Here is a 21,307-nt window from a genome sequence, read left to right as displayed (position 1 = left end):
TGCTGGCGCCCCTGGGCTGCGCAGGAGCGAAGCGTCGAGGACAGTTAAGATTGACGGTGGGTGCGACCTGCAGGTTTGGCGAGAGGACTGACATGGACTGGCGTGATCTGGACGTGGTGCGCGAGGCGGCAGAGATGTGCCGGACGATGTGGGAGCTGGGTTGGGACGAGGCCAACGGCGGCAATCTGAGTGTGCTGCTCACCGAGGACGAGCGACGGACCCTCGGCTGGTGCGCCGAGGGCGTGGGGGAGGCCGGGCTCATCCCGGACGACGGCCTGCGCACGCTGACGGTGCCGGACGTGCCGGACGTGCTGCGCGGGCGCCTGATCCTCGTGACGGCGAGCGGTTCGCACTTCCGGGAGATGACCGAGCGGACCGACGAGCTGCTCGGGATTCTGGCACTGCCGGTGGTGGGCAATGAGGCCGCCGTCGTCGCTGGGTTGCGGGGGAGCGTGCCAAGCTCCGAGCTGGCCGCCCACCTGGCCACGCACGCGGCGCGGCTCGAGACCGACCCGGCGCAACGGGTGGTCCTGCACAGCCATCCCACGAACGTCCTCGCGTTCACGCATGCAGGCCCCGACACGCCGCGCGAGGTGACGCTGGCGCTGTGGCGGATCATCACCGAGGGCGTGATGCTGTTCCCGGACGGCGTGGGTTTCGTGCCGTGGTGCGTGTGCGGCACGCAACGGATCGCCGACGCGACGAACGAGCAGATGCGCACGAGGCGCATCGTGATTTGGCAGTACCACGGCGTGCTCGCCTGTGGGGACTCGCTGCGCGGGGCGCTCGGGCTGCTCGAGTGCGTGGACAAGTGCTGCCATGTGTGGCTGGCGGCCCGTGCCGCGGGAACGCCGCGTCCGGGGATCAGCGACGAGGGCCTCATCGCGGTGTGTGAGCGCTTCGGGCTGACGCCGCGCGAGGGCTATCTCTCAGTGTGAGGGGGCCGGGCGCCGTCTCGTGGATCGGTTTTTGGTGCGCGGCAAAACGTGCCCGACCCCCTTTGTCATCTCGGGTACCTCCCTTGGGAGACCGTGAATTGAGGAGGACCTATGCTCGAGCAGGACATCGAGGCCTTGAACGGCGAGAAACCCGAGGACAACGGTGAGGCGCGACGCGAGCCGCAGGTGTGGGGCGACGTGGCGAGGCTCGTCGCCGAGGCGCGCGAGGACATCGACGCGCTCGTGGCGCGGGCCAAGGATGCCGCGGCGCGGGACAACTTGACCGTGGTGCTCACGGGCGACGGCGCGGCACTCAATGCGGCGATCGGGTCGTGCGGCCAGCTGGCGACCGGTGAGGCCGAGGGCATGGCCTTCGCCGCCGTGGACGCCGAGCGGCTCGCCGACGCGCCGCTCACGTACGTGCCGCAGGCGGGCGCGGCGCTGCTCGTGGCTCTCTCGGCCGTGCCGAGCGACCGTCTCGTGAAGGCCGTGAACGCTGTGAAGGCCGAGGCCGGGCGCTTCTTCTGTCTCGCGCTCGCGTGCACCCCCGACGACCCGCTGGCGGAGGCCCTCACCGATGACGACGACGCGTTCATGTTGACGCTGCCCGTGGAGGGCGACGCCGCGGACCGGAAGGACGCCGCCCGGAGCGCGGACCTCGACGGTTTCGGCGCGCTGCAGCTGGCCACGCTGCTCGCGCTCGATGCCGCCACCGAGAGGCAGCGCGAGTCCCGCGTGAGCGACGTCCGCGAGCTGGGCGAGCAGGTCACGCAACGCGGCGCTGCCGTGGGCGATCTTGAGGACCTGGCCTTCGAGCGCGTGGTGTTCCTCGCGGACGGCCTCGCCGGCGGGGGCGCGGCTCGCGAGGCGGCGCGGCAGGCGAAGGCGCGGGGCGTGGACGCGGCGTTCGGCGACCTCAAGGGCGCGGCGCTCGATCCGAGCCGGACGCATGACGCGCTCGCGCTCGTGTTCGTGCCGAGCGAGCCCACCGACGACCGCGAAGAGGCGCTCGCGGACCTCGCGCGCCTCTCGGAGAACGCCGCCGAGAACGGCTGCACGCCCGTCGCCGTCCAGCAGGACGAGGCGCCGCGGTGGGAGGGCCCGGCGTTCACCTTTGACGGGTGTGCATGTCTACCCGCCGGCTACCTGGCGCTTCCGTACCTTATGGTGGCCCAGCAGGTGGGGGTCCTCGCCGCCGGGAAGTAACGTAGGGACAAAGGTGTCAGGCACGCGCGTCCCGCTATGTGAGGAGAGAGCATGTCAAAGTTCGCTATCCACGCCGATGGTTTCTTCCTGCCGGGAGGGGCCACCGGCCCCGGCTACCTGACCATCGAGGACGGCGTTTTCGGGCGCTTCTCGGCGGAGTTCCCCGAGGGCGTCGAGCGTGTCGACGAGCGCGGCGGCCAGTGGGTCGGCCCCGGCCTCGTCGACACGCACATCCACGGCTACGCCGGCCATGACGTGATGGACCTCTCCGCCGACGGCCTCGACGCGATGTGCGCCCGCCTTCCCGAGAACGGCTGCACGAGCTGGCTGCCCACCACCCTCACCGCGCCTACCGAGCAGCTCACGATGGCCTGCCGCGTCATCGGCAATCACGTGAACAAGCCCAAGTGCTCGCGCGTGCGGGGCGTGTTCCTCGAGGGCCCGTGGTTCTCGGAGAAGTACAAGGGCGCGCAGAACCCCGCGTACATGGGCGACCCGGACATCGACATCCTCGAGACCTGGATGGACGCCGTGCAGGGCAGGGCGCTCAAGATCGCCATCGCCGCCGAGCGCGCGGGCGCCGTGGAGTTCACGGCCAAGGCGACCGAGATGGGGGCGACGGTGGCGCTCGGCCACTCGAACGCCACCTACGAGGAGGCCCGTGCCTGCGTGGACGCCGGCGCGCAGGTCTTCGTGCACACCTACAACGCGATGAGCCCGCTCCACCACCGCGAGCCGGGCATGGTGGGCGCGGCGCTCACCTGCGACGGCGTGTACGACGAGGTCATCTGCGACGGCCACCATGTGAACCCGGTGTCGGTGGACGTGATCCTGCGCTCCCGCGGCAAGGACGAGACGATCCTGGTCACCGACTGCCTCTCCTGCGGCGGCCTGCCCGACGGCGACTACCTCATCGGCGAGCTGCCCATCTGCATGGTGGACGGTGTGGCACGCCTGCGCGAGGGAGGCAACCTGGCCGGCTCGACCGTGGGCCTCAAGGACGCCGTCCGGAACGTCGTGAGCTGGGGCCTCGCGACGCCCGCCGAGGCCGTGCGCATGGCGACGCAGGTGCCGGCCGAGTCCGTGGGCATCGACGACGTGTGCGGCTCCATCCGTCCCGGCCGCGACGCCGACCTCGCCTGCTGGGACGCGGACATGAACCTGACCGCCACTTACATCGGCGGAGACGTGGCCTGGGAAGCCGGGAACTGAGCCACCGCCTGTCGGGTTTTGACTTGTAGATGGCGCCCGATGAGTCGTCACCCGAGCGTGGTGACTCATCGAGCGCTGCTACAGTGGAGGCTCACTGCAACGGGGAGGCTCCATGGCGCGAGGTCGCTTCATAACCCTTGAAGGCACGGACGGCGTGGGCAAGTCCACCCAGGCGGCGTTGCTCGCCGACGCGCTCGAGGCGCGCGGCCTCGAGGTGGTGCGCTTGCGCGAGCCCGGCGGCACCGCGCTCGGCGAGCGGGTCCGCGCGCTGTTGCTCGAGCCCACCGAGGAACCCGTGAGCCCGATCGCCGAGCTGCTGCTCTTCGAGGCGAGCCGCGCCCAGCTCGTGGCGCGCGTGATCGAGCCGGCGCTCGCCTGCGGCGCGTGGGTGGTGTGCGACCGGTTCTACGACTCCACGACGGCCTATCAGCAGGGCGGCCGTGGGCTCGACGCCGCGCTTGTCGTTCGCGCCAACGCGCTCGGGTCCTGCGGGCTCGCGCCGGATCTCACCCTCGTGCTCGACATGGACCCGGCCCTCGCGTTCGCCCGCGGCGTGGCCGGCGCGGAGCCGGACCGCATGGAGGCGGAGGGCCTCGCGTTCGAGAGGGCCGTGGCCGACGCATATCGCGCGCTCGCGGTCGCAGAACCGGCACGTGTGGCGCTCGTCAACGCCGCCGGCACGCCCGAGCAGGTCCACGAACGCGTGGCAGCAGTACTGAGGGAGCGGGGCCTCGATGAGTGAGCCGGCCGTCCTCGATGCGGTCGCTGGGCAGCCGCGCGTGCGCGACTTCTTCTCGCGGGCGCTCCAAGCCGGGCGTCTCGGCCAGGCGTACCTGCTGGTGGGGCCAGCGGGCGCCGGCCAGGAGGAGGCCGCGCGCGCTGTCGCTCAAGCGGTGGTGTGCCGCCACGGCGGGTGCGGTGCCTGCGACGACTGCCGTCGCGCCGCCGACGGGTCGCATCCGGACGTTCGCTGGGACCGTCCCGGTTCCCCAGCGGGCTATCTGGTGGATCAGGTGCGCGACGTGATCGCGGAGGCGCCGCTCGCGCCCGTCGGCGGCCGGGGCAAGGCCTTCGTGCTGGAGCGGGCCGACCGTCTCGGGCCCTCGGCCGCGAACGCGCTGCTCAAGACGCTCGAGGAGCCTCCCAGCCACGTGACGTTCCTGCTCACGGCGCCGTCGGTGGACGCCGTGCTGCCCACCATCGCGAGCCGCTGCCAGGTGGTGCCGTTCGCGCCGCCCGACCGAGCGCGCGTGCTCCAGGCCCTCATGGCCGAGACCGGCGCGACGAAAGGCCAAGCGGCCTGGGCGCTCGCCGTGACCGAGGACGCCGCGAGCGCGCGCTCGTTCCTCTCGGAGGAGGGCGCCGCGCGCCGGGCTGCCTGCGACGCCATGGCGGACGCGCTGCTCTCGCTGGGCCGTGCGAGCAGCTGGGAGGCGGTGCAGTCGGCGCAGGGCGTCGCGTCGCTGCTCGCCGCGAAGGAGACCTCTTCGCGACCGTTGCCCGACGTGGGCGCCCTCGTGGACGACGCGCGCGTGGCCAAGAAGGTCAAGCCCGGCCGTGCCAGCGCCCTTAAGCGCGTCTGGGCCAACGTCGTCGAAGGGGAGCCTGCGGACCCGGCCTCCTGCGACGAGCTTGCCCAGATGGTTCGCGAGGCGCGAGAGGCCGGGCGCTTCTCGGAGGAGGACGCGGACAGCGCCCTTGAGGCGCTCGCGAGCTCGTCTCGGGCCGGCGCGGAGGCGGACTACCTGTCGGCCGGCGCCGCGAAGGAGCGCGAGAAGGCGGCGACGCGGCAGCAAAAGGCCCAAGAGCGGTCGAGTATCATGGAGGCCGTCGCTTGCGCAGAGGCGTTGCTCCGCGACCTGCTGGCCCTGGCCGCAGGTTCGCCGGGGCCGCTTGTGTCGGGCGACCGTGCGGATGCCCTGCGTCCGGTTGCGGCGCAGCTCGCCCGCAGCGGGGACGCTCCCGGCGCGCTGCTCGAGGCGCTCGACGTCTGCGCCCGGGCCCGCGCCCAGATCCGCTCCAACGTGACCCCTCGCGTGGCCCTCGAGGCCCTGCTGCTCTCTGTCAAGGAGGCCCTATGGCGCTCATCGTCCCGGTGAAGTTCACCTTCACGCCCGGCGAGCTGTGGTTCGACCCGGACGGCTGCGACGTGCGGCCCGGCGACCGCGTGGTGTGCGCCACCGAGCGCGGCACCGAGGTCGGCCTCGCCACCGCCGCGCCGCGCGAGGTCACGGAGGAGGAGCTGAGCGAGACCATCGGCGACGCGACGCTCAAGCCCATCGAGCGCGTGGCGACCGAGGAGGACCTCGACCGCTGCGAGGAGCTCGCCGAGAGGGGCGACGAGGCGCTGCCCGTGTTCCGTCGGCTCGTGAAGGAGCAGGAGCTGCCGATCAAGCCGGTGGGCGTCGAGTACCTGTTCGGCGGCGAGCGCGTGGTGTGCTACTTCGCGGCCGAGGAGCGCGTGGACTTCCGCCAGCTCGTGCGCGACCTGTCGCGCGAGCTGCACGAGCGCATCGACATGCGGCAGATCGGCGTGCGCGAGGAGGCCGCGCTGATGGGCGGCTACGCGCACTGCGGCCAGGAGCTGTGCTGCACGCGCTGGGAGCAGCGGTTCGACCCGGTGTCGATTCGCATGGCCAAGGAGCAGGACCTGCCGCTCAACAGCCCAAAGATCAGCGGCGTGTGCGGCCGCCTCATGTGCTGCCTCCGGTACGAGTTCGAGGCCTATCGCGACTTCAAGGGCCGCGCGCCCAAGAAGAACGCGAAGATCAAGACGCCGCTGGGCGACGCGAAGATCACCGGCTACAACACGCCGCGTGAGATGCTCGACCTGCGGCTGCAGGACGGCAAGCGGCTCCGCGTGCCGCTCGAGGGCATGGAGTGCTCGCCGGAGGCCTGCAAGAAGGCCGAGGACAACCACTGCCCCTGCCGGCCGGACACCGTGACGCGCTCGATGCTCGAGGCCCTCGAGTCGCCGGACGTGCAGATGGCGCTTGCCGAGCTGGACCGCGAGAACGGCATCGTGCCGGAGCCGGACGAGAGCGACCTGGTCTTTGTGAGCGAGGGGCGCCGGAAGCGCCGCCGCAAGCAGGTGGAGGAGCAGAAGGAGGAGGCCGCCGAGCGCGAGGCCCAGCGTCGCCGGGCCGAGGAGCGCCGGGCCGCTCGGGAGGCGGCGGGCAAGCCCAACGAGCCGGCGCGGCGCAAGCGCCGGCACCACGCTGCCGACGAGGGCGAGGGCGCGCCGGCGCAGGGCACGCAGCCGGCCAAGCGCAAGCGCACGCACCAGGCCGCCGACGGCGACGCGCAGCCCAAGCAGGGGGCGCAGAGGCAGCAGGCCAAGCGCAAGCCCGGCGACAAGGGCGGGGCGCCTCAAAAGCAGAAGCCCGCGCCCAAGCACGCGGCGCCCGCGCCGAAGGACGGCGAGACCGGCGCGGCCGAGGGCGCGAAGCCCAAACGCCGCCGGCGGCGGGGCGGTCGCGGCCGTGGCAAGGGCTCGGGGGGCAACGGCGCCCCGGCTTCCAACGAATAGGCGGTTGGGAAGGGCCGCCCCGGGCGCGTGGCGCTGAGGGGCGGCCCTATTGCTTCGAGCGGGTGAGCTCGTCGGTGTCGAGCCAGATGGTGACAGGGCCGTCGTTGGTGAGGCTCACGCGCATCTCGGCACCGAAGATGCCGGTGCCCACGGGCACGTCCTGGCGGGCGAGCGCGCAGAACCGCTCGTAGAGCGGGATTGCCACATCGGGCTTGGCCGCGCCCGTGAAGCTGGGGCGGTTGCCCTTCCGGGCGTCGGCGTAGAGCGTGAACTGGCTCACGACAAGGGCAGCGCCGCCCACGTCGATGAGCGAACGGTTCATGTGGCCCTCGTCGTCATCGAAGACGCGCAGGTTGCGGACCTTGCGCCAGAGCCTCTCGGCCGTCTCGGGGGTGTCTTCTGGGCCCACGCCCAGAAGGATGCAAAAGCCGGGCCCGATGGCGCCGGTCTCGCGCCAGTCGTCGGTCTCGTCGTCGCGGCAGGTCACGGAGGCGCGGGTCACGCGCTGGAGCAGGGCTCGCATAGAACTCCTTCGATGAGTTGAACTCGACGGGCGGCGACTCGTCAATCGTTGTGGTTGCGCTTGGCCGAGACGCGCTCCGGCACGATGCGCATGATGGCGACGGCCGGCAGGTACCGCTCGATGACGTCGTCCTCGCGGCGCTCGAGCTGGCCTGGCGCGAGGCGGTCGCAGATGAGGCGCAGCCGGTCGCGGACGAGATCATCGTCGGCGACGCGCTCGGCCACGCCCTCGACCATCGCGCACTCGTACCAGGTGATGAAGCGCATCTCCGGCAGCGACACGTCCACCGGCGCCACGTAGCACACGCGCGGGTTCGCGGTGAGGGCCCGCATGCGGCGCCCGATGCGCCGGCAGTGGAAGTAGAGGCACCGGTCCTGGGGGTCCAGCACCGCGTTGACCGGTGTGGCGTAGGGGAGGCCGTCCTCGTCGATGCACGAGAGCACGCCCCACTGGCTGGCGGCGAGGATGCGCCAGGCGTCGTCGTCGGGCAGGCGGCGATTGGGAGCCATCACATCTCCTCTGTCTCTGGGTCACACCCTGACGGGTGGACGCTTCGGTCAAAGCCTATTGTCCACGCTCCAGCCCGCGACAGCGTGGACAAACGGCTCTCTCCGAAGCGTCCGGCGGGTCAGCCCAGGTGGTAGAGGGCCGAGAACTTGTCGGTCAGGTAGCGCGTGTAGTGGCCCGGGTCGAAGGGCTCGCCGCAGGCGTCGGCCACGATCTGCGCCGGCTCCTTCGCGCGGCCCCACTGCCACACGTTCCTCTCGAGCCACGCGCGCACGGGCGCCAGGTCGCCGCTCGCGAGCACGTCGTGGAAGGGCGTCCCCGCCGCCGCCAGGTCCTGCGCCATCGCGTGCGCAAACTGTGCCGCGTAGGCGGACCCCAGCGCGTAGGTGGGGAAGTAGCCGAACATGCCCTGCGACCAGTGCACGTCCTGCAGGGCGCCGCGCCGGTCGTCGGGCACCTCGATCCCAAGGTACTGGCGGTACTTCTCGGCCCAGAGGGCGGGGACGCCCGCAGCGGTGACCTCGCCCGCGAACAGCGCCTGCTCCACCTCGTAGCGCACCATGATGTGGAGCGGGTACGTGAGCTCGTCGGCCTCGGTGCGCACGAGGCTCGGCTGCGAGCGGTTGCAGGCCTTGTAGAGCTCGTGCGCCGTCACGTCCCGCATCTGATCGGGGAAGTGCGTCGCCATCGCGGCCAAGAGGCGCGGCGCGTAGGCGCGGCTGCGCCCCACCATGTTCTCGAAGAAGCGGCTCTGGCTCTCGTGGACGCCCATCGACGTGCCGCCGCGGAGGCACGTGTAGTTGAAGGCCGGGTCCACCCCCGCCTCGTACATCGCGTGGCCGCCCTCGTGCAGCACGCTGAACACGCCGGAGAGCACGTCGTCGGGGTAGATGTGCGTGGCGATGAACACGTGGTCGCTGTCGATGCCCTCCGAGAAGGGGTGCTCGGTCTCCGCGAGCACGAGCTTCTCGGGGTCGACGCCCTCCGAGAAGGCCAGGTCCCGCGTCAGCTCCCACTGGCCGGCGCGGTCGAACGTCCCGCGCACGCAATCGGCCGAGATCTGCGGCGCCCGCTCCACCGCGTGCACGAGCGGCACGACCGTCTCGCGCAGCTCTGCGAAGAACGCGTCGTAGAACGCGCGGTCCGTGCCGTGCTCGTTCTGGTCGAGCGCGACGTCGTACGGGTCTCGGCCTGGGTCGATGCGCTCGCAGCGCTCCTTGGCCAGCGCGACGAGTCGGTCCAGGTACGGTTCGAAGGCCTCCCACCGGTTGTTGGCCTTGGCCTCGAGCCAGGCCGCAGTGGCCTCGTTCGTGAGCTTGCACCACCGGGCGGCGAGCTCGGGCGGGATCGCGCTCTGCTCGGCGCGGTCGCGAGAGGCCACGCGCACCTGGGCCCGTTGCTGCCAGGTGAGGCCGTCGGCGTCGCGCAGCACGTCGAGCGCCGCGCCCAGCTCGGGGCCCGTGAGCAGCTCGTTGTAACGGGCGTCCAGCTCGGCCAGCGCCTCGCCGCGGCCCGGTGTGGCCTTGGGCGGGTCGGCCGTCTCGGCGAGCCACCCGATCGACGCGAGCGCGTAGTACAGCGCATAGCGGCGCTTCTCGATGTCGTTCAGCGCGTCCAACGCGGACGCCACCTGCAGGTCTGTGCTCATGGGCCCTCCGTCAAGTCTCGAGAGCCACGCGGGCGCGCGACCCTTGCGGGCGCGACCGCCGTGGCCACCAGAATCGAATCGTTCCCGCCCATTGTGTGTCATCGGGGGTTCAGCTCGCCCCAAGGATCGGTGGCGGCGCGCGCCCGACCGCTGGCCGGTGATACTCTGAAACCCGCCAGCCAAGCATCCGAGAGGAGCCCCATGGCCAGTCCGCACCTTGTCTTCGACGAATGGGAGGACGAGTACGCCGAGCGCAACGAGCACCTGCGCCGGAGCGCCGTCCGCGACCTGTTCGCCGCCGTCTCCCGTCCCAATGTGATCGGCCTCTCCGGCGGCAGCCCCGACATCTCGTCGCTGCCGCTCGACCAAGTGGCCGACTGTGCCAAGAACGTCGTCGACGAGTTCGGCCTCAAGGCGCTGCAGTACGGCAGCTCCGAGGGGCGTCCCGAGATGCGCCGCGTTGTCGCGGACATGCTCGCCGAGGACGGCATCGACGTCGACATCGACCAGATCATCATCACCAACGGCTCGCAGCAGGCCCTCGACTTCATGGGCCGCGTGTTCATCGACCCCGGCGACACGATCATCGTCGAGGGCCCGAGCTACCTGGGCGCGCTCCAGGCCTTCTCGGCCTACATGCCCGACGTGCGCGTGGTCCCGATGGACGACGACGGCATGCGCACGGACAAGCTCGAGGAGCTGCTCGAAGAGCTGGGCCCCGGCGGCGCGAAGTTCATCTACACGATCCCGAACTTCCAAAACCCGGCCGGCGTCACGATGACGCTCGAGCGCCGCAAGCGCCTCCTGGAGCTCGCCCACGAGTACCAGATCACCGTGATCGAGGACGACCCCTACGGCAAGCTGCGCTTCGAGGGCGAGCACGTGCCGCCGCTCAAGTCCATGGACCCCAACGTGATTTACCTGGGCACGACGTCCAAGATCTTCGCGCCGGGGCTCCGCCTCGCCTGGTGCGTGGCGCCCAAGCCCATCATCGAGAAGATCAACCTGTCCGAGCAGGGCGCGGGCCTCTGCGTGAGCGCCTTCACGCAGTGCCTGTGCGAGCAGTACTTCACCAAGACGGACTGGAAGGGCACCCTCAAGAAGTCCCAGGCCATCTATCGCAGCCGGCGCGACGCGCTGATCGGCGCGCTCGAGGAGTACTTCCCGGAGGAGGCCACCTGGACGCACCCGGAGGGCGGCCTCTTCGTGTGGGTGACGCTGCCGCCGTACTTCGACACGATGCAGATGATGAGCGCGGCGCTCGAGCGTGGCGTGGCCTACGTGCCGGGCAGCAACTGCTACCCGGACGGCCAGGGCAAGAGCTCGATGCGCCTTGCCTTCTCCTACGAGCCCGAGGAGAACCTGCGCGAGGGCGTGCGCCGTCTTGCCGACACGATCAACGACCGCCTCGAGCTGTACCGCGCGTTCATGAAGGCCGGTGCGCTGCCGAAGGCGGCCGGCACCGCTGAAGCATCCGATCCGGAAGGGAACTAACCATGGCCAAGCCCTCCGTCGCCGTCATTATGGGCGGCTCCTCCTTTGAGCGCGCGTTCTCGCTGAAGAGCGGCCGCAACGTGGTGGACGCGCTCCGTGCCGCCGGTCACGACGTGATCCCGCTCGACGCGGACGAGAACCTCGTCAACACCCTGCGCGACGAGCGGCCCGACGTGGCCTTTGTCGCCCTCCATGGCGCGGGCGGCGAGGACGGCGCGGTGCCGTCGCTGCTCGAGTTCCTGCACATTCCGTACGTGGGCTCCGAGCCGCCGGTGTGCCGCACCACCTGGTCCAAGCCCGAGCTGCCGTTCGTGCTGCGCCGCGCGTTCAGGCCGGAGGACTCCGTGGTGCGCTGGCCGGCCCAGTTCGCGCTGCCGGCGGGCGCGTTCCGCAACTTGGGCGCCGCACAGGCGCTCGATTTGATGCCCGAGGAGGTGGGCGGGTTCCCGCTGGCCGTGAAGCCGGCGTGCGGGGGCTCGGCCATGGGCCTCTCCAAAGTGGAGGGGCCGGACCAGCTGGGCGAGGCGCTGATGGCGGCGCTCGCCTTCGATGACACCGCGCTCGTGCAAGAGTGGGTGCCGGGCGTCGAGCTGTCCGTGACCGTGATCGGGGAGCCCGGCGACGAGGACGTGCTTCCGCCGGTGGAGATCGCGGCCAAGGGGCTGTTCGACACCGACGCGCGCATGACCCCCGACGCCGTGGACTACTACTGCCCGGTGCGCCCGGAGTCGCTGTCGAGCGACCCGTCCGAGGCGGCCGCGATCCGCAGCCAGTGCGAGCGGGCGGCCATCGAGGTCTTCCGTGCGTTCGGGTGCCGCGACATGGCCCGCGTCGACATGGTGTGGGACGGCGCCGAGGTCAAGGTGCTCGACCTCAAGGTGTTCCCGGGCCTGACCGACACCTCGCTCGTGCCGATGGCCATCGAGGCCGCGGGCCTCACGATGGAAGAGGTGTTGGAGCGCCTCGTGGCCACCGCTCATGAGCGGGGGATGTAGGGCCTGAGGGCCTTGGCGGGCTGCGTTTTTGATTCGATGGCGGGACAGACGTGCCGGACGCGTTTGTCCCGCCTTTGGTGTTGAGGCTGGGGCAGGTGGGACGCACGTGCCGGACATGTGCGTCCCACCCCCATCTTTGCGCTTTGTGCGACGGCGGTTCTGCCGTGCTCGTGGGCCGCTGCGCTATGGGATAGTGACGAAGCTTCAGCTTTTACTAAGAAGAAATAAAGGGAGAAATCTCCGGGAAGGGACGGTCTCTATGGCAGACACGCTGGCGGACGCGATGCGCGCGACGAGGGCCGAGGTCATGGGCGAGGCGCCCGCTGGGCAGCGCGACCTGCTCGTGGGCATCGATGTGGGCGGCACGACGGTCAAAGTGGCGCTCGTGTCCCAGGAGGGCGAGGTCATCGCCAACGACGCCGTGCGCACCGAGTCCATGAAGACCCCCGAGGAGGTGGCCGCTGCCGCGCAGGCGATCAAGGCCATCGCGGACGCCGCCAAGGCGGAGGGCGACCGGGTCGCGGCCGTGGGCCTTGCGGTGCCGGGCGTCGTGTCGCCGGACGACGAGCTGCTCCTCTCGCCCAACATCACCCTCGACCTCGGGGCGCTGGTGGAGAAGCTCAAGGACGTCTTCGGCGTGGGCGTGTACCCGGTGAACGACGCGAACGCGGCGGCGCTCGGCGAGCTGTGGCAGGGCGCGGGCAGCGGCGACTCGCTCGTGTTCGTGACGCTCGGCACCGGCGTGGGCGGCGGCGTGGTCGTGGGCGGCAAGGTCATCGTCGGCGGCAAGGGCAGCGCCGGCGAGATCGGCCACCTGACCATCGAGCCGGACGGGCGCCTGTGCGGCTGCGGGCGCGGGGGCTGCCTCGAGATGTACGCGAGCTCGCGCGGCGTGGTGCTCAACTACCGCGACGAGTGCGAGAAGTCCGGCGCCGAGCCGGTGGAGCTGGAGCACGACGCCCACGCCCTGCCGATTTTCGACGCCGCCCGCAACGGGAGCCCCGAGGCCGTGGCCGCCGTGGACCGTATGGGCCGCGCGCTGGGGCAGGCCATGGCGACCATCGCGTGCGTCGTGGACCCGGCGGCGTTCGTGATCGGCGGCGGCATGAGCCCGGCGTTCGACCTGTTCGGCCCCGCGCTCATGGACGAGTACCGGAAGGACGTGATCTCCGCCTGCGCCGACACGCCGATTGTGGTGGCCGAGCTGGGCAACCTCGCCGGCATGCTCGGAAGCGCGTACCACGCGGCCAATCGCGCCGGTCTCGCGGTGAAGGTGTGGCAGAAGAGCTAGGCGCTCGCAACGCGGTGAGACACTTTAGAGAGACGAGATCGTCCCATCCTGCCGGGTGGGACGATCTCGTCTCTTTGCTTTGCCTCACTTCTTCGCGATGCGGGCGAGCAGGGCGTCCACGCCCCGGTGCAGCGGCCGGGACGCGAACCAGGCGACGGCCATGGCCCCTGCGAGCGCGAGGGCGGCCGCCGCGCCTGCGTCCATCGCGAAGAAGCCCATGCCCATCAGCACGGCCGCGACCGGGCTCTCCGAGCACACGCCAAACATCGCGATGAGGCCCACGGCGCAGCTTGGCCCCGTGGGCAGTCCCAGCAGGCGGCTCACCGAGCATCCGAGCAGCGCCCCCATCACAAACAGCGGCGTCACTTCTCCGCCGCGGAGGCCGAAACCGAGGGCGAGCGCCGTGAGGCAGATCTTGCCGAGAAAGTCCAGGCTCTGCGCCGTGCCTCCAAACGCTCCGGGCAGGAGCCGGGTGCCCACGCCGGTGAGGTCGGCGGCGCCTGGGACGAACAGGTTCACGCCTGCGACGGCGACACAGCCGACGAGGATGGAGAGCCACGGGCGCCCGATGCGCCGGCGCACGCCCTGCTTGAGGCCTTTGACCAGCAGCCGGTAGAAGGTACCGGCCACTGCGCAGGCCACGCCGACCACCATGACCATCACGAGCGCGCGCATGTCGGTCGGGAACGCGCCAGGGCTTGGCACCGACAGCCCGCAACCGAACGGCTCGGCCACGGCGGCCGCCACGCAGCACGCGACCAGCAACGTGGGCCAGCGCCCGATACGGGCGTCGTGGTAGCGGGCCATCTCGACGGTGTAGGCGAAAACGCCCAGCGGCGACACCAGCAGCGCGGAGAAGCACGCGCCGAGGCCGGCCGCAGTGGCGAAGCGCATGGCGCCCTTCGGGCGGTGCCGCTCGTCGTGCCAAAAGACGCGGCCGACGATTCCGCCCAGCGCCGCGCCGAACTGCTTCACGGCGGCGTCGGGCCCCACGGATGCGCCTCCCATGAGCGAGAGGCACGTGCCGCCCACCATGCCGAGCCCGGTCGCGGCCTTGACGGGCGTGTCGGCCCTCATGTGCGCCACGAGGTGGTCGTCGCCGGGGGAGGGCGGCAGGTACGCCTTGAGGCCGAGGGCGCGGTAGAGCGCGACGGACGCCATTCCCAGGGTCGGGAGCAGCCAGAACATCCCGGGCACGTGCTGCCAGAGCTCGTTGGAGCCTCGGACACAGACGCAGATGCCCACGCATGCGAGCCCCGCCAACGCGCCGACGACCACAGCAAAGAGCAGGCGCACGAGACCCTGGTGCCAGTCGTAGGCAACGAGGCGTTGGCGGGCGTTGCCAATGGCGTCGCGCAGACCGTGGGCGCGGAGCGCGCGCCAAAAGCGACGGGGGAGGCCGGCGAGCGGGTCACGCTGTTGTGCCATGCTCCTCCTCTGGTCGCGTCGTCCGTGCCACGGGACTGTACCCGCGCTGGTCGGTACCATGGGGCCGGAACGAGAGGAGCAAAAGATGCCTGCCCTAGCGATGAACACGCTGTTCGTGGGACTTGGAGGCGCCCTGGGCGCAGTGGCGCGGTCGCTCTGCTACCTGGTGCCCGTGCCCGAAGGGTTCCCATGGGTGACGTTCGCTGTGAACCTGATCGGGTCTGTGCTGATCGGGTTCATCGTGGGCGTGGCGGAGACGAACGGGCTCAGCGATCGGGCGCTCGCGTTCCTCAAGACCGGCGTGTGCGGCGGGTTCACGACGTTCTCTACCTTCTCGCTGGAGGCAGCGGATCTGCTGGGCGCGGGGCGCTGGGCGGTCGCGGGGGTCTACGCGGCGCTGAGCGTGTGCCTGTGCGTCGCGGGCGTGTTCTGCGGCCGCGCGCTGGCACGGGCGGTTCTGTAGCGGTTTAGGGCTCGCAACTGGGTGGTTTGCAACCCCCAACCCTGTTCTGTGCGCCCGAAGAACGGCGATCGGGCCGAGGGTTGGGGGTTAGGTCGTCTCGACCCCTACCCCCAACCCTCGTCTGATCCCTCTTATCTCAGGTGTTTTGATGGGCTTGGGGGATGGTGGCCGGTGCGGTCAACCCCCAACCTTCCGTTCGCGGCTCTTTCTCGGCGGGTCCAAACTCGGGTTGGGGGTTGTGCGGCGCCTCCGTGTGGCGCTCCCGGGACGATTGGCTCCGGCACGTATGTCCCGGAGGCCGCAACGGGGACATACGTGCCTGACACCAGTGTCCCAACCCGAGGAGCCAGCCATGAAAAAGGTGCTCGTGGCCGTCACCAATCACGACCACTTCGACAAGATCCAGCGCGCGACCGGCCTCTGGCTCAGCGAGGCCGTCGATTTCCAGGCCGTGATGGAGCGCAACGGCGTGCACGTGGACTACGTGAGCCCCGACGGCGGCTGGGTGCCCATCGACGCGGCCAGCCTCGCGCCCGACTCCATGAACGAGGCCTGCTGGCGCTATTACGGCGACCCGGCCTACTGCCATCACTACCTGCGGGACTCCCTCGCGGCCGACGATGTTGACCCGTCACAGTACGAGGCCATCTACTTCGCTGGCGGCCACGGCGTGCTCTGGGACTTCCCGACGAGCACCGCGCTCGCGTCCATCGCCGAGGCCATTTGGGCGGCCGGCGGCGTGGTGTCGTCCACGTGCCACGGCTGTGCGGGGCTGCTCGGCATGCGGGCATCCGATGGCGCGCCGTTCGTGGCCGGCAAGCACCTGACGGGCTTCTCGAACGAGGAAGAGCAGGCCTGCGGCCTCGCCGACGCGGTGCCCTTCTCCACGCAGGACGCGCTACAAGAGCAGGGCGCCGGCTACCAGGCGGCCAAGCCGTTCTCCGTGCACGTGATCCGCGACGGCAACCTTGTGACCGGCCAGAACCCGCAGTCTGCGGCCACGGTGGCCAAGAAGGTGCTGAACCTCATCAAATAAAAGAGGGGCGGGGCCGTTGGGCGTCGTCCCTTCGGCAGGAGCGGGGCGCTGGCGCCTGTGCCAGCGCCCCGCTCTTTTCTGCCAGCTACTTCGTCGCGTCGCTCTTCTTGAGGTCGCTCGGCAGGAGCACCTGCGTGCGCGGGTTGCTCGGGGTCTTGACCGGGCTGATCACGTTGTCGGCCAGGAGCTGCTCGATCTGCTCCTCGCTGTAGCCGAGGCCCGTCAGGATCTCCTTGTTGTTCTCGCCGAGGTCTGGCGCGCGCTTATAGGTGGGGGTGAAGTTGGAGAGCGAGAACGGCAGGCCGATGGTCTTGAAGTCGCCGCGGGCGCCGCCCTGGTCGATGACCGGCATCGTGCCCTCCTGCTCCAGCTGCTCGTCGTGCTCCAGCTCGTACCAGTCCAGCACGGGGCCCACCGGCACGCCGGCCTTGCCCAGCTCCTCGGTCAGCGTGTACTTGTCGTACTGCTTGGTGTAGGCCTCGATGTAGGGGTAGAGCTCCTTCTTGTGCAGCTGGCGGTGCTGCCAGCAGTCGAAGCGCGGGTCGTTGGCCAGGTCCGGGTTGCCGATGGCCTCGCACAGCTTGACGAAGTCCTTCTGCGGGTTCTGGGCCACGATGTACACGTAGGCGTTGGGGTCGGTCTCCCAGCCCTTGGCCTTGTAGCACCAGCCGATGACCTGGCCGCCCTCGGTGTTCTCGGCGCGCGGGATCGCCTTGCCCCAGTTGAAGTCCGGGTACACCTCGTAGTGCGGGAGCGCGCCGAGGTTGTCGAGCATGATCTGGTCGCGCAGCTTGATGCGGCAGAGGTTGAGCACGGCGCTCTGCATGGACTGGTACACGTAGCAGCCTTCGCCGGTGTGCTCGCGCTGCACCAACGCGGCCAAGATGCCGATGGCCAGGTGCATGCCGGTGTTGGAGTCGCCGAGCGCGGCGGCCGACTGCGTCGGCACGTTGAACTCGCCCTCGTTCCAGCCAGTGGTGGACGCGGCGCCGCCCGCGGACTGCGCGACGGGCTCGAACGCCTTCACGTGGGCGAAACGCGAACCCTGGTTGAAGCCCTTGAGGGACGCCATGATGCAGCGCGGGTTGATCTTGTGCACCACGTCCCAGCCAAAGCCGAGCTTCTCCACGTCGCCCGGGCCGATGTTCTCGACAAAGACGTCGGCGTCCTTGAGCAGGTCGGTGAGGATCTGCTTGCCCTGCTCGGTCTTCATGTTGAGCGTCAGCGACTTCTTGTTGGCGTTGAGCTGCAGGAAATAGAGGCTCCAGGAGTCCGCGATGTCGAGCAGCTCGTTGCGGGTCGGGTCGCCGTAGTCGATCTTTTCTATCTTGATGACCTCGGCGCCCAGCCAGGCCAGCAGCTGCGTGCAGGAGGGCCCGGACTGCACCTGGGTCCAGTCGATGACCTTGATGCCCGCCAGGGGCGCCGTGTTGGTTTGCTCTGCCATGAGACGACCTCTTTCTGTCCGCGTCTGTGACGACTCGAGAGACGCTGGCTGAAAGGGTCTTAAGAAGAGCCCCAGCCAGGTTTGATTGGCTATGCCCACCCCGAAGGGAGCCTGTCCCGTCGCGCGCCAATCAACATAAACCCCCATTTCAAAAAGGAGGGACTTGCCGGGTCTGGCCGCATCACCATGAGCGACCCGTTGCCTTGGGTGCGCTTGTTTTGTGTGGTCGGAGACGGCTCGCGCCACAGGCCGTGAAACCGGGAGATTCACACCAGAACAGCGAGTCCCGATGGCCGCTCCGCACGGTTCCCGTGCCGGAGCCCCGGCGCCCGCGCTCTCGTGAAACCCCGATGGAGGAGGTCCCATGGACGCAACCACCCCCGCACCGCAAACGGCAGCCGAGCCCGAGCAGCTCACGGACGGCATGCACTACTTGGCCGAGGCGCTGCTCGCCAACGGCGTCAAGCACATGTACGGGGTCGTGGGCATCCCGGTCACCGACTTCGCGCGCATCGCGCAGGCCCGGGGCATCCGGTTCGTCGGCATGCGCCACGAGGCCGACGCCGGCAACGCGGCCGCGGCCGAAGGCTTCCTGACGCAGTTCCCCGGCTTCTACCTCACGGTGAGCGCGCCGGGCTTCTTGAACGGCCTCGCGTCCCTCAAGGAGGCCACCGAGAACGGCTGGCCCTGCGTCATGCTCGCCGGCTCTTCGGTGCGCCACACGGTGGACCTGCAGGAGGGCGAGTACGAGGGCCTGGACCAGCGCGCCTATGCAGTGCCGTTTGCCAAGGACGCGTTCCGTATCGACAAGATCGAGGACATCCCGTTGGGCGTCGAGCGGGCCATCCGCATCGCGTTGGCCGGCCGTCCCGGCGGCGTGTACGTGGACCTGCCCGACGACCTGATGGGCCAGACGCTTCCCATCGGCCAGGCCAAGGCGCTGCTCGTGCCCGCGACGCACCTGGCGCCCGCGATGCCGGCGGCCCAGGCCTCCATTGACGAGGCCCTGGAGCTCTTGGCCTCGGCCAAGAACCCCTGGGTGCTGATCGGCAAGGGCGCCGCCTATGCCCAGGCGGAGGACGAGGTCCGCGCCTTCATCGACGCCACCGGCCTGCCCTACCAGCCGATGTCGATGGCCAAGGGCCTCATCCCGGACGACGACCCCCACTGCACGGCCAGCTGCCGCGGGCTCGCGATGCGCACGGCCGACGTGGTGCTCGTGATCGGCGCGCGCCTCAACTGGATGCTCAACTACGGCAAGGGCAAGCACTGGAACCCCGACGTCAAGTTCATCCAGATCGACATCGACGAGGAGGAGATCGGCAGCGCGCGGCCAATCGCCTGCCCGGTGATCGGCGACATCAAGACCGTGATGGCGCAGATGAACGCCGGCCTCGCCAAGCACCCGGTTCACGCCAGCCAGGCGTGGCTCGACCAGCTGGCCGCCGACACCGCGAAGAACAACGCGCGTTTCGCTGGCAAGGAGACCGCGGACACCGTGCCGATGGACCACTTCAACGCCCTGGGGGCCGTGAACCGGGTCCTGGCCAAGAACCCTGACGTGTACCTGACCAACGACGGCGCCAACACGCTGGACGACTGCCGCGACATCGTGCAGATGAAGCTGCCGCGCCACCGTCTTGACTGCGGCACCTGGGGCGTCATGGGCGTGGCGACGCCCTACGCGATCGGTGCGGCCGTGGCCACCGGCAAGCACGTGCTGTCCATCTCCGGCGACTCGGCCTACGGCTTCGCCGGCATGGAGGTCGAGACCGCCTGCCGCTTCCATCTGCCGATCACCTTCATGGTCCTCAACAACGGCGGCATCTACCGCGGCGACTTCGAGGACCTCGGCACCTCCGGCGACCCGTCGCCGCTCACGCTGGACGCCACCGCGCATTACGAGAAGCTCGGCGAGGCCTTCGGCGCCAAGGGCTACTACGCCACGACGCCCGCCGACGTGGAGTCCATGCTCACCGAGGCCCTCGCGTTGGACGGCCCGAGCTTCATCCACGTGCAGCTGTCCATCCATTCCGGCAAGGAGAGCGGCCATATCGGCGACCTCAACCCCAAGCCGCTCTTCGGGCCGCTCGCTGCGGGCGAGTGCGTGGACCTGAACGAGAAGGTCGTGGACGGCAAGCTCGTGCAGGGGCCCGCCCAGTCGTAGAAGGGCCGTGGGCACTGCGGCGCCCACGGCCCCAGGAAAGGAGGCTTCGAAGTGTCATCGGACTCTATGGTCCAGATCATCGTGGAGGACATCGTCCCGATCCTCGTGATCATGGCCCTCGGCTACGTCCTCGGCAAGCGTGGCTATTTCGACAGCGACCAGCGCCAAGGCCTCAACAAGGTGGTGCTCGACATCGCGCTGCCGGCGGCCCTGTTCGTGTCCATCGTCAAGGCCACGCGCGCGGACCTGTTCAGCGACGTCACGCTGACCCTCGTGTCGCTCGTCGGCATCGTCGGCATGTTCCTGCTGAGCTTCTGGCTCTGCAAGAAGCTCTTTCACCACAACACCCAGGAGGCCGGTGTCTGCGCGCTGATCGCCGGCTCGCCGACCATCGGCTTTCTCGGTTTCGCCGTGCTGGACCCCATTTACGGCGACACGGTGACCACGAACCTCGTGATCGCCATCGTGGCCATCATCGTGAACGCCATCACGATCCCCATTGGCTTCTACCTGATCAACATCGGCCAGGACAAGGCCAAGAAGCTGGCCAGCGAGGCCGCCAAGAAAACCGTCGCAGCGCAGGCCTCGGGGAGCGCCGGTGCGATGGCCGCTGCCACGCCGGCCGTCGCGACCGACCCCGACGCCGGCAAGAAGGTCGAGGCCCCGATCGACGACAAGGAGGCCAAGGGCGAGAAGGCGGGCAAGGAGATCGCCGTCTCGAGCGTCCACGGCAAGAGGCACCATGACAAGATCAAGAACCCCAACCTGGCGGCTGTGGTGAACGCGCTCGAGCAGCCGGTGTGCTGGGCCCCGATCCTGGCCGTGGTCTTCGTGCTCATCGGTATCAGGGTTCCCGAGCAGCTGGACCCGACGTTCGAGCTCATCGCCAAGGCCAACTCGGGTGTCGCCGTTCTGGCCGCCGGCCTGGCCCTTTCCACCGTGAAGTTCTCGCTGGGCAAGGAGACGCTTTGGAACACGTTCTTCCGTCTGGTGCTGACGCCGGCGGTGATCGTGGCCCTGGCGATCCTGTGCGGCATGGGGCACGACGCGAGCAAGCTCGCCATGCTCTGCATGGCCGTGGCCCTGCCGCCGGCGTTCTCGGGCATCATCATCTCGAGCCGCTACAACATCTACGTGCGCGAGGGCGCGTCCAGCGTCGCCGTGTCGACGGTGGGCTTCGCGGCCACCTGCATCCTGTGGGTCTGGCTGATGCCGATCATCACGAGCGCCTTCTAGCGCAGGGACGCTGGTGCCGGAGCTGTCTGTCCCATCCGGGGCGCCTCGGGCTGTGGCCTGGGGCGCCCCTTTTGCGCCGGGACGGGGGTGCCGGAGCCGAGCGTCCCGGCGGGGTCAGCGCTGGCGGCGAACAGGTTCGGCCCCTTCGCGCGGCTCCCGGGCACGACCCCTTTGGCGCGGGGCGCGC

General features: G+C 69.9%; 18 protein-coding genes. 13 read left to right on the top strand and 5 right to left on the bottom strand.

From position 1 onward, the window contains the following. The first annotated feature begins 92 nt into the window (after positions 1-92). The 6 genes from rhaD to QJ043_RS09675 all read left to right on the top strand — a co-directional run bounded on the left by rhaD (position 93) and on the right by QJ043_RS09675 (position 6,885). The gene (gene rhaD, locus QJ043_RS09700) at positions 93-938 is read left to right on the top strand and encodes a rhamnulose-1-phosphate aldolase (RefSeq protein ID WP_283713415.1); all 846 of its coding nucleotides are present in this window, start codon (positions 93-95) and stop codon (positions 936-938) included. Between the two features lie 111 nt (positions 939-1,049). Continuing rightward, entirely contained in the window at positions 1,050-2,144 is a 1,095-nt protein-coding gene (locus QJ043_RS09695) for a hypothetical protein (protein WP_283713416.1), read from the top strand. Between the two features lie 51 nt (positions 2,145-2,195). Continuing rightward, on the top strand, positions 2,196-3,356 hold the full coding sequence (gene nagA, locus QJ043_RS09690) for an N-acetylglucosamine-6-phosphate deacetylase (protein WP_283713417.1): 1,161 nt from the start codon (positions 2,196-2,198) through the stop codon (positions 3,354-3,356). Between the two features lie 112 nt (positions 3,357-3,468). Next, on the top strand, positions 3,469-4,098 hold the full coding sequence (tmk, locus tag QJ043_RS09685) for a dTMP kinase (protein WP_283713418.1): 630 nt from the start codon (positions 3,469-3,471) through the stop codon (positions 4,096-4,098). Further along, positions 4,091-5,455 (top strand): DNA polymerase III subunit, encoded by a 1,365-nt coding sequence (locus QJ043_RS09680; protein WP_283713419.1) that lies wholly within the window; start codon positions 4,091-4,093, stop codon positions 5,453-5,455. The genes tmk and QJ043_RS09680 overlap by 8 nt, the downstream gene beginning before the upstream one ends. Next, positions 5,434-6,885 carry a PSP1 domain-containing protein gene (locus QJ043_RS09675; protein WP_283713420.1) on the top strand — a complete coding sequence of 484 codons (1,452 nt, stop codon included), beginning with the start codon at positions 5,434-5,436 and terminating at the stop codon, positions 6,883-6,885. The genes QJ043_RS09680 and QJ043_RS09675 overlap by 22 nt, the downstream gene beginning before the upstream one ends. Before the next feature lie 46 nt (positions 6,886-6,931). Here the strand turns inward: QJ043_RS09675 and dtd are convergent, their stop codons facing one another. From dtd to QJ043_RS09660, 3 genes are all read right to left on the bottom strand, one after another. After that, on the bottom strand, positions 6,932-7,408 hold the full coding sequence (gene dtd / locus QJ043_RS09670; RefSeq protein WP_283713421.1) for a D-aminoacyl-tRNA deacylase: 477 nt from the start codon (positions 7,406-7,408) through the stop codon (positions 6,932-6,934). Positions 7,409-7,449: 41 nt separating this feature from the next. Further along, on the bottom strand, positions 7,450-7,917 hold the full coding sequence (locus QJ043_RS09665) for a pyridoxamine 5'-phosphate oxidase family protein (RefSeq protein WP_283713422.1): 468 nt from the start codon (positions 7,915-7,917) through the stop codon (positions 7,450-7,452). Between the two features lie 119 nt (positions 7,918-8,036). Continuing rightward, positions 8,037-9,563: a carboxypeptidase M32 gene (locus tag QJ043_RS09660; RefSeq protein ID WP_283713423.1), complete on the bottom strand. Its 1,527-nt coding sequence runs from the start codon at positions 9,561-9,563 to the stop codon at positions 8,037-8,039. A gap of 201 nt (positions 9,564-9,764) precedes the next feature. Between QJ043_RS09660 and QJ043_RS09655 the strand changes: the two genes are divergently transcribed. The 3 genes from QJ043_RS09655 to QJ043_RS09645 all read left to right on the top strand — a co-directional run bounded on the left by QJ043_RS09655 (position 9,765) and on the right by QJ043_RS09645 (position 13,343). Further along, the gene (locus tag QJ043_RS09655) at positions 9,765-11,057 is read left to right on the top strand and encodes an aminotransferase-like domain-containing protein (RefSeq protein ID WP_283713424.1); all 1,293 of its coding nucleotides are present in this window, start codon (positions 9,765-9,767) and stop codon (positions 11,055-11,057) included. A gap of 2 nt (positions 11,058-11,059) precedes the next feature. Then, positions 11,060-12,052 carry a D-alanine--D-alanine ligase family protein gene (locus QJ043_RS09650; protein WP_283713425.1) on the top strand — a complete coding sequence of 331 codons (993 nt, stop codon included), beginning with the start codon at positions 11,060-11,062 and terminating at the stop codon, positions 12,050-12,052. 259 nt (positions 12,053-12,311) lie between these two features. Then, positions 12,312-13,343, top strand: coding sequence for an ROK family protein (locus QJ043_RS09645; protein WP_283713426.1), 1,032 nt, complete (start codon positions 12,312-12,314; stop codon positions 13,341-13,343). An 84-nt stretch (positions 13,344-13,427) separates the two neighbouring features. On the opposite strand, the gene QJ043_RS09640 is transcribed toward QJ043_RS09645, so the two are convergent. Then, positions 13,428-14,771, bottom strand: a complete 1,344-nt coding sequence (locus QJ043_RS09640; protein WP_283713427.1) for a chloride channel protein — start codon at positions 14,769-14,771, stop codon at positions 13,428-13,430. Between the two features lie 85 nt (positions 14,772-14,856). Here QJ043_RS09640 and crcB point away from each other — a divergent pair, with 85 nt between their 5' ends. Together crcB and QJ043_RS09630 are read left to right on the top strand one after the other, a co-directional pair. Beyond that, a complete protein-coding gene (gene crcB, locus QJ043_RS09635; protein ID WP_283713428.1) occupies positions 14,857-15,234 on the top strand; it encodes a fluoride efflux transporter CrcB in 378 nt (125 codons plus the stop codon). A gap of 352 nt (positions 15,235-15,586) precedes the next feature. After that, the gene (locus QJ043_RS09630; RefSeq protein ID WP_283713429.1) at positions 15,587-16,270 is read left to right on the top strand and encodes a type 1 glutamine amidotransferase domain-containing protein; all 684 of its coding nucleotides are present in this window, start codon (positions 15,587-15,589) and stop codon (positions 16,268-16,270) included. Between the two features lie 85 nt (positions 16,271-16,355). On the opposite strand, the gene frc is transcribed toward QJ043_RS09630, so the two are convergent. After that, positions 16,356-17,717 carry a formyl-CoA transferase gene (gene frc, locus QJ043_RS09625; protein ID WP_283713430.1) on the bottom strand — a complete coding sequence of 454 codons (1,362 nt, stop codon included), beginning with the start codon at positions 17,715-17,717 and terminating at the stop codon, positions 16,356-16,358. A gap of 364 nt (positions 17,718-18,081) precedes the next feature. Here frc and oxc point away from each other — a divergent pair, with 364 nt between their 5' ends. Both oxc and QJ043_RS09615 read left to right on the top strand, forming a co-directional pair. Continuing rightward, entirely contained in the window at positions 18,082-19,884 is a 1,803-nt protein-coding gene (gene oxc, locus QJ043_RS09620; RefSeq protein WP_283713431.1) for an oxalyl-CoA decarboxylase, read from the top strand. A 51-nt stretch (positions 19,885-19,935) separates the two neighbouring features. Beyond that, a complete protein-coding gene (locus QJ043_RS09615) occupies positions 19,936-21,120 on the top strand; it encodes an AEC family transporter (RefSeq protein ID WP_283713432.1) in 1,185 nt (394 codons plus the stop codon). Positions 21,121-21,307 lie beyond the last annotated feature (187 nt).

This window comes from Kribbibacterium absianum (assembly GCF_030067705.1).
In the GTDB taxonomy this organism is placed as follows: domain Bacteria; phylum Actinomycetota; class Coriobacteriia; order Coriobacteriales; family Atopobiaceae; genus Kribbibacterium; species Kribbibacterium absianum.
This window is presented reverse-complemented; position numbering and strand designations above follow the sequence as displayed.

Coding starts and splice junctions, on each gene's coding strand:
- rhaD (WP_283713415.1), top strand. CDS start 93: ATGGACTGGCGTGATCTGGACGTGGTGCGCGAGGCGGCAGAGATGTGC.
- QJ043_RS09695 (WP_283713416.1), top strand. CDS start 1,050: ATGCTCGAGCAGGACATCGAGGCCTTGAACGGCGAGAAACCCGAGGAC.
- nagA (WP_283713417.1), top strand. CDS start 2,196: ATGTCAAAGTTCGCTATCCACGCCGATGGTTTCTTCCTGCCGGGAGGG.
- tmk (WP_283713418.1), top strand. CDS start 3,469: ATGGCGCGAGGTCGCTTCATAACCCTTGAAGGCACGGACGGCGTGGGC.
- QJ043_RS09680 (WP_283713419.1), top strand. CDS start 4,091: ATGAGTGAGCCGGCCGTCCTCGATGCGGTCGCTGGGCAGCCGCGCGTG.
- QJ043_RS09675 (WP_283713420.1), top strand. CDS start 5,434: ATGGCGCTCATCGTCCCGGTGAAGTTCACCTTCACGCCCGGCGAGCTG.
- dtd (WP_283713421.1), bottom strand. CDS start 7,408: ATGCGAGCCCTGCTCCAGCGCGTGACCCGCGCCTCCGTGACCTGCCGC.
- QJ043_RS09665 (WP_283713422.1), bottom strand. CDS start 7,917: ATGGCTCCCAATCGCCGCCTGCCCGACGACGACGCCTGGCGCATCCTC.
- QJ043_RS09660 (WP_283713423.1), bottom strand. CDS start 9,563: ATGAGCACAGACCTGCAGGTGGCGTCCGCGTTGGACGCGCTGAACGAC.
- QJ043_RS09655 (WP_283713424.1), top strand. CDS start 9,765: ATGGCCAGTCCGCACCTTGTCTTCGACGAATGGGAGGACGAGTACGCC.
- QJ043_RS09650 (WP_283713425.1), top strand. CDS start 11,060: ATGGCCAAGCCCTCCGTCGCCGTCATTATGGGCGGCTCCTCCTTTGAG.
- QJ043_RS09645 (WP_283713426.1), top strand. CDS start 12,312: ATGGCAGACACGCTGGCGGACGCGATGCGCGCGACGAGGGCCGAGGTC.
- QJ043_RS09640 (WP_283713427.1), bottom strand. CDS start 14,771: ATGGCACAACAGCGTGACCCGCTCGCCGGCCTCCCCCGTCGCTTTTGG.
- crcB (WP_283713428.1), top strand. CDS start 14,857: ATGCCTGCCCTAGCGATGAACACGCTGTTCGTGGGACTTGGAGGCGCC.
- QJ043_RS09630 (WP_283713429.1), top strand. CDS start 15,587: ATGAAAAAGGTGCTCGTGGCCGTCACCAATCACGACCACTTCGACAAG.
- frc (WP_283713430.1), bottom strand. CDS start 17,717: ATGGCAGAGCAAACCAACACGGCGCCCCTGGCGGGCATCAAGGTCATC.
- oxc (WP_283713431.1), top strand. CDS start 18,082: ATGGACGCAACCACCCCCGCACCGCAAACGGCAGCCGAGCCCGAGCAG.